This is a genomic window from Actinomycetota bacterium, assembly GCA_005774595.1.
In the GTDB taxonomy this organism is placed as follows: domain Bacteria; phylum Actinomycetota; class Coriobacteriia; order Anaerosomatales; family D1FN1-002; genus D1FN1-002.
On the sequence record VAUM01000049.1, the window covers coordinates 1 to 9,425 of the forward strand.

General features: G+C 69.9%; 9 protein-coding genes. All 9 read right to left on the reverse strand.

The genetic code is table 11. The features are described 5' to 3' along the window. Positions 1-126: 126 nt before the first annotated feature. Positions 127-1,614, reverse strand: a complete 1,488-nt coding sequence (hemG, locus tag FDZ70_03335; protein ID TLM78912.1) for a protoporphyrinogen oxidase — start codon at positions 1,612-1,614, stop codon at positions 127-129. A gap of 50 nt (positions 1,615-1,664) precedes the next feature. Then, positions 1,665-2,624 carry a ferrochelatase gene (gene hemH, locus FDZ70_03340; GenBank protein TLM78913.1) on the reverse strand — a complete coding sequence of 320 codons (960 nt, stop codon included), beginning with the start codon at positions 2,622-2,624 and terminating at the stop codon, positions 1,665-1,667. 6 nt (positions 2,625-2,630) lie between these two features. Continuing rightward, positions 2,631-3,701: a uroporphyrinogen decarboxylase gene (gene hemE / locus FDZ70_03345; protein ID TLM78914.1), complete on the reverse strand. Its 1,071-nt coding sequence runs from the start codon at positions 3,699-3,701 to the stop codon at positions 2,631-2,633. 239 nt (positions 3,702-3,940) lie between these two features. Beyond that, positions 3,941-5,857: an acetate--CoA ligase gene (gene acs / locus FDZ70_03350; protein TLM78915.1), complete on the reverse strand. Its 1,917-nt coding sequence runs from the start codon at positions 5,855-5,857 to the stop codon at positions 3,941-3,943. A gap of 507 nt (positions 5,858-6,364) precedes the next feature. Further along, positions 6,365-7,213 carry a DegV family protein gene (locus tag FDZ70_03355; GenBank protein TLM78916.1) on the reverse strand — a complete coding sequence of 283 codons (849 nt, stop codon included), beginning with the start codon at positions 7,211-7,213 and terminating at the stop codon, positions 6,365-6,367. Continuing rightward, entirely contained in the window at positions 7,200-7,559 is a 360-nt protein-coding gene (locus FDZ70_03360; protein ID TLM78917.1) for a histidine triad nucleotide-binding protein, read from the reverse strand. The genes FDZ70_03355 and FDZ70_03360 overlap by 14 nt, the downstream gene beginning before the upstream one ends. A 105-nt stretch (positions 7,560-7,664) precedes the next feature. Continuing rightward, positions 7,665-8,963, reverse strand: coding sequence for a diguanylate cyclase (locus FDZ70_03365; protein TLM78918.1), 1,299 nt, complete (start codon positions 8,961-8,963; stop codon positions 7,665-7,667). Further along, a complete protein-coding gene (gene xseB / locus FDZ70_03370) occupies positions 8,947-9,189 on the reverse strand; it encodes an exodeoxyribonuclease VII small subunit (protein TLM78919.1) in 243 nt (80 codons plus the stop codon). The genes FDZ70_03365 and xseB overlap by 17 nt, the downstream gene beginning before the upstream one ends. Next, positions 9,190-9,425, reverse strand: a 236-nt coding sequence (locus tag FDZ70_03375; GenBank protein ID TLM78920.1) for an exodeoxyribonuclease VII large subunit, incomplete at its 5' end; no start/stop codon positions are given.

Consider the following 9,425-nt stretch of genomic DNA (forward strand, 5'->3'; position numbering starts at 1 on the left):
CCTGCACGGCGAGCCGTGGGCCGCCACCGAGCAGGGCATCCTCGCGGCGAATCCGGCGCTGCACGCCGCATTGCTCGACGAGCTGCGCGCCGCGACCGGCCCGGACGGACCCGCGTAGCCTGCCGGCTAGTAGATCCGCTTCTCCTCGACGTGGTCCTCGGCCAGGTCGATGCCGAACTCGCCGAGCACCTTGGTCACGGCGCGCTCACCGCTCTCGATGCAGTTCGGGATCCCGACGCCGGTGTACGACCCGCCGGCGACCGCAAGGCCCGGCGTCTCCGCGCAGCGCAGGTCGATGACGGCGACCCGGTCCAGGTGCCCGAGCGTGTACTGCGGCATGCCGAGGTTCCAGCGGTAGACGCGCGACCACGCCGGGTCGACCTTCATCCCGAGGATGTCGGACATCTCCTTGTGCACGATCTCGACGAGCGTCTCGTCCGAGTTCTCCATGATGGCCTGGTTGCCCGGGCCGCCGACGAAGCCGCGCATCAGCGTACGACCCGCGGGCGCACGTCCCGGCCACTTGGTCGACGAGTAGGTCACCGCCATCAGGCGGCGCTTCTCGGCCTGCGGGCACAGCACGCCGAAGGCGTCGAGCGAGAAGCCGAGGTCATCGGTATCGAACGCCATCGAGACGGTCGCCGACGACGAGTGCGAGATGCCGCCGAGCGCCTCGCCGATCTCGGGGTCGACAGGCGCGAGCAGCTTCTCGGCGGCCCAGCCCTCCGTGGCCACGATGACGGCGTCGGCGTCGATCACGTCGCCGTCGCCGAGCCGGACCTTCCAGCCGCTCCCGTCGCGCTCCACCGACTCGACAGCGGCGCCGGTGCGGATGTTCTCGCGCCCGACCGCGTCGGCCATGGAGTCGGTGAGCCGCTGCATGCCGCCGACGAACGAGGTGAAGAAGGTGCGCGGCTTGGCGCCCGGCTGCGGCGGGTACTTCTTCTTCATCGCCGCGACCTTCTTGCGCGCGTCCACGAAGCCGCCGATGCAGCTGCCGAACCTCTGCTCCATCTCGAGCAGGCGCGGGAACGTCGACGCGAGTGACATCACCGCAGGATCCGATGCGTGCACGCCGCCGACGAGTGGCTCGGCCAACCGGTCGAGGCACTCGCGGCCCATGCGGCGCACGATGAAGCTCTCGAGCGTCTCGTCATGCTGCGCGGCCGTCTCGCCCTCGGCCCAGCGCTCCTTCCGAGGGATGAACAGGTCCATGCCCATGCGGAACTTGCCCGGCCACGAGAACAGGCCGGTCGTCGCGAACGGCACGAACTTGGTGGGCGCGAACATCATGATGCCGTCGGGCATCTCGTAGAGGCGCCCGCGCGAGAGGATCCAGGTCTTCTTGCGTGAGTCGTCGGTCGGCAGCTCGTCGTCGAAGATGCCGAGCAGCTTGGCGATGCGGTGCACGCCGGGCTTCTCGGTGATGAAGCAGTCGGGGCCGCCGTCGACGGTGAACCCGTCGACCTGCTCGGTCAGGATCTTGCCGCCGAGGCGCGGGTCCTTCTCGACCACGGTCACCTTGACCTCGTGCCCCTCCGCAGCGGCGCGCGTGACCTTGTACGCGGCGCCGAGGCCCGCGGCGCCCCCTCCGATGACGACGACGTGCCTCATCCGATCACTCCTCAGCTCTCGACGGCCGGCCCGGCAGCCGGCCGCGGGTATCACAGGTACGGGCGCACGCAGTCAGCGATCGCCGAGACCATCTCCAGGCTGTCGTTCGGGACGTCCGCCCGGAAGAACTCCATGCCCGAGAGCAGGACCGCGTCGGCGAGCTCGACATCCAGGTCGTACTTCGTCTCCATGTGGTCCGTCAGGAAGCCGACCGGGCACGACGCGATCCCATCGAAGCCGGCCTCAGCCGCTGCCGCGGCGACGTCCTCGACGAGCGGTCCCAACCACTCACCCGGACGGTTGCCCTTCGACTGGTAGGCGAAAACCCACGTCACCGGGCCGTCCTCCGAGCCGGTCAACGTGATCCCGCCGAGGTCGACGACACCGGGCGAGCCCATCCCGAGCCCTGCGGCGATCTCCTCGACCGCGCGATAGAGGCCCGCGACGTACGGATCGTCTTCTACCAGCTCGGCAACGGGGAGGCTGTGCGCGGAGAACAGCACCAGAGGACGCGTGCAGCCGGCCTGTGCGAGCTCCTTCATCGCGTCGCGGCAGGCGGCGGCCAGGACGTCGGCGAACGTGTCCGTCTCGCCGAGCGGGCCGGTCTCGATCACCTCGAGCCCGCCGAGCGCCGCGGCCGCCTCCTCGACGGCTTCGCGGTACGCGCCCGACGACACCCGGGACTCGAACGGCGACAGCGACACCGCGACCACGCGTGTGACGCCGGCCTCCTTGAGCGCGCTCATCGCGTCGGCGATGTACGGGTGCCAGTACCGCATGCCCACCACGACGGGCACCTCGCCATCGAACCGCTCGGAGAGCGCATCCGCGATGTTCCTGGCGATCTCGGGCAACGGCGACGCGCCGCCGATGGCGAGGTAGCGGTTGCGCACCCGCTCGAGCATCTCGGGCGACGGCTCGCGGCCCGTGAGGTTGCGCATGAACGGACCGCAGGCCTCGATCGAATCGGGGCCGCCGAACGCGGTCAGGAGCACACCCGTCGATCCCATCGCGGCCTACGCTCCGGCGCGGATGCGGCGCGAGTGCTCGTGCACCAGTCTGATGAGCGTGCGCGCCTTGTCCGGGTCGCTGGTCTTGTGGATGCCGTGGCCGAGGTTGAACACGTGGCCAGGGCGCGTCCCGACAGCCTCGAGGATCTCGACGACCTGCCGCTCGATCTCGTCGTCGGGAGCGAACAGCGCGACCGGGTCGATGTTGCCCTGGATGCCGAAGCGCGGGTCGATGCGGCGCACCGCCTCGGCCATCGAGAGTCGCCAGTCGACGCCGACGATGTCGCCGCCCGCCTTCTGCACGAGCTCGATCATCGAGGTGGCGCCGTTCGCGAAGTGGATGACCGGCACGCCGCCGTCGACCGCGCGCTCGCCGTGTGCCTTGACCTCGGCCAGCACGCGGGCGCTGTGCGGGAGCACGAAGCGCTCGTAGTCGCGCGGCGCGACGTAGCCGACCCAGCTGTCGAACATCTGGACGACCTGCGCGCCGGCATCGATCTGGGCGCACAGGTAGGCGATGACCGTATCGGCGAACCTGTTCATGAGCAGGTCCCACGCGGCCGGCTCACTCCACATGAGCGCCTTGCACTTCTCATAGTCGCGCGTGCCCTGGCCCTCGATCGCGTACGACGCCAGCGTGAACGGCGCGCCCGCGAAGCCGATGAGCGGCACCTTGTCCGCGAGTTCGCGGCGGAGGATGCGGATCGCGTCCATCACGTAGCCGGTGTGCTCGATCGGGTCCGAGACGGTGAGCCTCTCGACGTCCGCGACGCTGCGGACCGGGTTGTGGATGACCGGGCCCTCGCCCTTCGCGAACTCGAGCTCGAGGCCCATGCCGTCGAACACCACCAGGATGTCCGAGAACAGGATCGCCGCGTCCACGCCGACCAGGTCGACCGGCTGCATCGTGACCTCGACGGCGAGCTCGGGCGTGCGGCACATCTCGAGGAAGCCGTGCTTCTCGCGGACCGCGCGGTACTCGGACATGTAGCGACCGGCCTGACGCATCATCCAGACCGGCGTGTAGTCGGTCGGCTGGAGGCGGCACGCGCGCAGGAAGGTGTCGTTGAACGGCATGCGGGGACGGTTCCTCTCGAACGATCGGCGGGGGAAGACGAACGAGTGTGGATTCTACACGAAGCGCACCCAGGGCATGAAGCGGCCCCGGCCTCGCGAATGCGCGCGACCGGGGCCGACTTCCGCGTGCGCGGGACGTGAGCCCGCGGGAAGCGCTACAGCTTGTCGGCCGGAGGCGCCGTGTCGATGATCGTCTTGACCACCGAGGGGTCGGCCAGCGTCGTGATGTCGCCCATGCCCTAGAGGTCGCGATCGCCCGCGGCGACCTTGCGCAGGATCCGGCGCATGATCTTGCCAGAGCGGGTCTTCGGCAGGTCCGGGACGATGTGCACGTGGTCCGGTGCCGCGATCGGGCCGATCTCCTGGCGGACGTGCCCGACCAGCATCTTCTTCAGGTCGTCGCTCGCCTCCTGCCCCGCCTTGAGGATGACGTAGGCGTAGATGCCCTCGCCCTTGATCTCGTGCGGGAAGCCGACGACCGCGGCCTCAGCGACGGCGGCATGACTGACGAGCGCCGACTCGACCTCGGCGGTGCCCATCCGGTGGCCGGAGACGTTGATGACGTCGTCGACGCGGCCCATGAGCCAGTAGTAGCCGTCCAGGTCCTTGCGGCAGCCGTCGCCGGTGAAGTACATGCCGGGGAAAGCGGTGAAGTAGACCTCCTTGACGCGGGCGTTCTCCGGGTCGCCCCACGTGCCGCGGAGCATGCCCGGCCACGGGAACTTGATGCACAGGCGCCCGCCCGAGTTGTCCGGCGTCTCGGTCTTGTCCTCGTTCATCACGATGGGCTGGACGCCGAAGAACGGCTTGGTCGCCGAGCCCGGCTTCATGGGCGTGAAGCCCGCGAAGTTGGTGATGAGGAAGCCACCGGTCTCGGTCTGCCAGTACGTGTCCACGATCGGCACACGCTCCCGGCCGATGTTGCGGTAGTACCACATCCACGCCTCGGGATTGATCGGCTCGCCGACCGTGCCGAGCACGCGCAGCGAGGACAGGTCGTACTTGGCGGGGATCTCCTCGCCGGCCTTCATGAGTGCACGGATGGCCGTCGGCGCCGTGTAGAACTGGTTCACGCCGTACTTGTCGACGATGGCCCAGAAGCGTCCGGCGTCCGGGTACGTCGGGATGCCTTCGAACATGAGCGAGGTGGCGCCGTTCGACAGCGGGCCGTAGACGATGTAGCTGTGCCCGGTGACCCAGCCGATGTCGGCGGTGCAGAAGAAGACGTCCTCGTCGTGGTAGTCGAAGACGTACTTGAAGGTGATCATCGTGTAGAGGTTGTAGCCGCCGGTCGTGTGGAGCACGCCCTTCGGCTTGCCGGTGGAGCCGGAGGTGTAGAGGATGAACAGCGGGTCCTCGGCGTCCATCCACTCGATGTCGCAGTGCTGGCCGACGTCGGAGGCGGTCATCTCCTCGTGCCACCACAGGTCACGCCCGTCCTCCATCGGCACGTTCGCACCGGCGCGGTCGACGACGAAGACCTTCTCGACGCTCGGGCACTCGAGTAGGGCCTCGTCCGCCATCGCCTTGAGCGCGACCGGGCGACCGCCGCGGATGCCCTCGTCGGCGGTGACGAGCGCCTTGCAGGTGCTGTCCTGGATGCGGTCCCGCAGTGAGCTGGCCGAGAAGCCGCCGAACACGACCGAGTGGATCGCGCCGATGCGCGCGCACGCGAGCATCGCGATCGCGAGCTCGGGAATCATCGGCATGTAGATGGCGACACGGTCGCCCTTGCTGACGCCGTGCTTCTTGAGCACGTTCGCGAAGCGGCAGACCTGGTAGTACAGGGACTGGTAGGTGTAGACCTTCGTGTCGCCCTCGTCCGACTCCCAGATGATGGCGGCCTTGTTGCGTCGCCAGCTCGTGAGGTGCCGGTCGAGGCAGTTGTACGAGACGTTGGTCTTGCCGCCCTTGAACCACGCGACGCGCGGCGTGTCGAACTCGTACTCGAGGACGGTGTCCCACTTCTTGTGCCAGTAGAGGTGCTCCTCGGCCATCTCGGCCCAGAAGCCCTCGGGATCCTCGACCGAACGGTCGTACATGGCCTGGTAGTCGTCCATCGACTTGATCCAGGCCCGCTCGGTGACCCACTCGGGCACCTGGAAGACCTCGCCTGCGGCCTGCAGGGACTCGATGGCCTTGCTCTCCTCGCTCACGGGCTATCACTCCTTCTCGATCCGGTTCCGGCATGTCGATGCTCCGGCGCGCCCAGGAGCGCCGGACCCCCTCGCACAGCAAGAGCGGGCGACACGACCCGGCGTTCGTAACCGGGTCGTGGGCGACATTGTACCCGCCGCCGCCCGGGGCAGGCGTGCCGCGGCCCGGCGGGCGGCGTCCCGCGCTCGGGGGACGGCGCGACCGCCGCTCACCGCTCCCCCCGCACCGCCCGACGGAAAGAATGTAACTCCTGTTGCAATCGCGTCCCCAAGGCACTACGCTCCCTGCGTTGACAGCTTTCCCTTCCCTAACAGTCGCCACCCGGGGGATCCGGGGCGACGAAGGCGGCGGCTCGCAGGCGACCGGCATCGCCGCGAGAGGTGCAGCATCCGAGGCCACGCTGCACCGGTTTTCACCGCCCAGTGCTCAGGGGTACGTAGGGAAGGATTAGGAAGGCCCTGGCCCGAAGGCCGGGGCCTTCCGCCGTCTTGCGGCCCGAAGCCGCGTCACTCGGCGGGCAGGAGCGCGATCCCCCAGCCGGTGCCGGTGTGCGTCGAGATCACGCTGCCGACCGGCAGCACGAACAGCTCGCTTGCCCGGTACGCGTCGCCGAGCTTGGCGGCGAGGTCCCGGGCGCGGGGCTCCGACATCGCGTGCAGGACCGCGAACGCCGCGTCGCGCCGGTCCCCCATCTGCTCGGCGACCCACGCGAGCGTCGCATCGAGCGCCGCGGCGCCGCCCCGGACCCGCTTGAGCGGCTTGAACGCGCCATCGACGACGGTGAAGACGACCTTCAAGTCCAGCAGGGACCCGAGGAACTTGCCGACAGCGCCGATGCGCCCGCCCTTGGCGAGGTTGTCGAGCGAGTCGAGCCCGACGATCAATCCCACGCGGTCGCGCGCCGAAGCGGCGGCCGCGAGCACGCGGTCGACCGATGCGCCCGCCGCCGCCGCGGCGGCGGCCTCGAGGACCTGGAACGCGAGCCCCCACGACAGGTTCAGCGAGTCGAACACGTGCACGCGCCCCCCGAACTCGCGGGCCGCCGTCTCCGCGACGCTGAACGTCCCGGACAGCTTCGACGAGATGTGCAGCGCCACGACTTCGTCGGCGGCCTCGAGCGCGGAGCCGTACGCCTCGACCATCTCACCGACGGACGGCTGGGACGTGGTCGGGAGCTTCGGCGAGGAGGCCATGAGCGCGAAGAACTCCTCCTGGGTCAGGTCGCCGTCGCGGTAGGTGCGGTCGCCGACCTGGACCGCGAGCGGGACCACCGTGACGCCACGCTCCGACGCGACGTCCGGCGGGATGTCGGACGTGCTGTCGGTGACCACCGCGACGCGGCTAGATGGCGTCATCGCCGAAGGAGACCATGCCGTGCGACATCGCCTGACCGCCGAGGACGTGGACGTGGAGGTGCTGGACGGTCTGTTTCGCGTCGAGGCCGTTGTTGACGATGGCCCGGTAGCCGGTCATGTCCACGCCCTTGAGGCGTGCGACCTCGGGGATCAGGGAGAACAGTCTGGCGATGACGTCGCCGGGCACGTTGTCGCCGAGATCGCGGTAGTGCTGCTTCGGGACGATCAGGACGTGCACGGGAGCCTGCGGAGCGATGTCGTTGAACGCGATGACGGCGCCGTCTTCGTACACCTTGTTGCAGGCGAGTTCCCCGGTCCCGATCATGCAGAAGATGCAGCCTTCCAAGGCTCCTCGCCCCTTCCCTCGACCGCGGGCACCAGCGCGCCCCCTCGGGATACTACGAGTCGCCGCGCGGCGGCGCAAACCCGCTCTCGCGCCGCGCCGCTTGCGTCAGCCGCGCTCGGAGCGGTCGCGCCCGGCGTCCTTGGCGCGGTAGAGTGCCCGGTCGGCCCTTCTGAGCAGGTCGCCGGCGGACTCGTGCTCGCCCTGAAGCCGTGCGGCGACGCCGGCGCTCGCCGTCACGGGGGACTCGACCCCGGCGACCGCGCCGGTCCTGCGGACCACCGCGTCCCTGATGCGTTCCGCGGCCGACATGGCCTCGGCCTCGGACGCACCGGGCAGGATGACGAGGAACTCCTCGCCGCCGATCCGCGCGACCGTATCGTAGCCGCGCGCCTCCGAGGCCATGCCCTCGGCGGCAGCCGCGAGCACCGCGTCCCCGACAGCGTGCCCGGCCGTGTCGTTGATGCGCTTGAAGCGGTCGAGGTCCAGCATCAGCACGCCGAGTCCCGCGTCCGCGCGCTGGGCGCGCTCGACCTCGCCGGCGAGACGCTGCATCGCCGCCCGGCGGTTGGCGAGGCCGGTGAGCGGATCGGTCGTCGCCATCTGCCGAAGCCGCGTCTCCGCCGCCAGCAGGCTGCCGAGCAGGTTCGTGAGCAGGAGGTAGAGAACGAGCAGGAGCGTGCCGAGCGAGCCCGCGAGAGCGGCGGCCGTGTACGCGCGCCCGTCACGGATGGCGCGGTCGACCTCGCGGGCGTCGATCGCGACGCTGATGCCGCCGGCGATCTCGCCGGGTACCCAGCCCTGCCGCGCGTGGCACCGCACGCAGTCCGGCGCGACCTCGAGCGGCATCACGTAGCGGTATTGGGACCGCTCCGCGTCGCGGAACAGCCGCTCGTGCTCGGACGCGCCGGCCGCGAACGCCGCCAGCGCCTCCGTCTCGAAGGCGTCGGCGCGGTTGTAGGGGTTCAGCGGCCGGTCGCTGGCCATGTGGAAGCGTGCACGGGTCCCCGGCATGGCCGAGAACTCCGAGTTGATCTCGCGCACCACGAGCGACGGGTTCTGGAGCACGTAGACGGTCCCGCTCTCATCGCGGATGCGCGTGCGCAGGCCCAAGATGCCCTTCAGGTACGGGTTGAGCGTCGTCTCCTGGGTCTCCGGCACGTACACGCCACCGTGGCGGGCGACGTACTGCCGGGTGGCGACGATCTCCCTGGTGAACGCGCGGGCCTGCAGGAGAAGCTGCTCGTGAAGGCCGGCCTCGGCGCGCCACTGGCCGTACACGAAGGTCGCGACCGCCATGAACGCGATGAGCAGGCCGCCCGCTACCATGACGCGACGCGCCCGATGGGACGTCGCGGCGGGGTCGACCAGGATGTCCCGGTCGGCGTCGTCAGCCGGAAGCGGCATCCTTCTCTTCGCCCTCCAGCTCGCCGACCAGCACCGTCACGCGCTGCTCGGCATCCGCGAGCTTGGCCTGCAGCGCCTTGAGCAAGGCGACGCCGCGCTCGTAGCGCTCCATGCTGCGCTCCAGGTCGAGGTCGCCGCGCTCCAGCGCGCCGACGATCGACTCGAGTTCCGCAAGGGCCTCACCGAACGCCATCTCGTCCGGTGCGGCGGGTCCGTTCTCGTCCATCTAGCCCTCCCCGTGGGTCCCGGTCACGTCACAGTCTATAGAGCCGCGAGCCAGCCTGACCACGACGCCGTCCCCGGCCGAGACGCGCTCCGCGTCGCGGAGCACGCCGCCGTCAGGCCCGAAGCACGCGGCGTAGCCCCGCTCGAGCATGCCGAGCGGCGAGAGGTCACCGGCGCGCGCACCGAGCAGCTCGACGCGCTCGCGCAGCGTGTCGACCTCGCCGGCGAGGTCGACAC

Excerpts from the sequence above, each read along its gene's own strand:
- hemG (TLM78912.1), bottom strand. The coding sequence starts at position 1,614 with ATGAGGCACGTCGTCGTCATCGGAGGGGGCGCCGCGGGCCTCGGCGCC.
- hemH (TLM78913.1), bottom strand. The coding sequence starts at position 2,624 with ATGGGATCGACGGGTGTGCTCCTGACCGCGTTCGGCGGCCCCGATTCG.
- hemE (TLM78914.1), bottom strand. The coding sequence starts at position 3,701 with ATGCCGTTCAACGACACCTTCCTGCGCGCGTGCCGCCTCCAGCCGACC.
- FDZ70_03355 (TLM78916.1), bottom strand. The coding sequence starts at position 7,213 with ATGACGCCATCTAGCCGCGTCGCGGTGGTCACCGACAGCACGTCCGAC.
- FDZ70_03365 (TLM78918.1), bottom strand. The coding sequence starts at position 8,963 with ATGCCGCTTCCGGCTGACGACGCCGACCGGGACATCCTGGTCGACCCC.
- xseB (TLM78919.1), bottom strand. The coding sequence starts at position 9,189 with ATGGACGAGAACGGACCCGCCGCACCGGACGAGATGGCGTTCGGTGAG.